Origin of the sequence: Blastococcus sp. KM273128 (assembly GCF_021698975.1) — a bacterium.
In the GTDB taxonomy this organism is placed as follows: Bacteria; Actinomycetota; Actinomycetes; order Mycobacteriales; family Geodermatophilaceae; genus Blastococcus.
In genome coordinates, this window is the sequence record NZ_SSXA01000188.1 from 1 (window position 1) to 471 (window position 471).

Annotated in this window: 1 protein-coding gene; it reads right to left on the reverse strand. The window is 58.8% G+C overall.

Annotated elements, in window-relative coordinates:
* Nucleotides 1-8: 8 nt before the first annotated feature.
* On the reverse strand, nt 9-471 hold a 463-nt coding region (locus E9529_RS21525; protein WP_236833289.1), incomplete at its 5' end, for a twin-arginine translocase subunit TatC.

Genomic DNA, 471 nt, shown 5'->3' on the forward strand with positions numbered 1-471 from the left:
ACCCGTGCCTAGAGGACATCGTCGAAAAAGCCGCCGCTGGTCGACGAAGTCCCACTGGCACCGGTGCTCCATGTCTGCTGCGGCTGCTGCTGTGCCTGTTGTACTGGCTGTGAAACGGGCTGAGAGGGGCCCGGTGAAGGGTTTACTCTGCTCGGCGCCTCGACAGGGGTTGGCCCGCCAATGGCTCCTGGTCCAGCGGCAAGCGGCGAAGCAGTTTCATCATCGAGGTACATCCACTCGGGGCGTTCACGCTGCTTGCGCTTATCGTGGAGGCGGCAGAACTGGAATGCGATCTCGATGAGCAAGACCAGTGAACCAGCCAGTACTACCATCGAGAAAGGATCCTGGCCTGGGGTAACGAAGGCGGCGAAGATCATCACGATGACGATGGCGAGACGTCGCTTATCCTTGACATGCTCGTATTCGAGCACGCCAATAAGGTTCAGTGACACGATAAGCAGTGGGATCTCA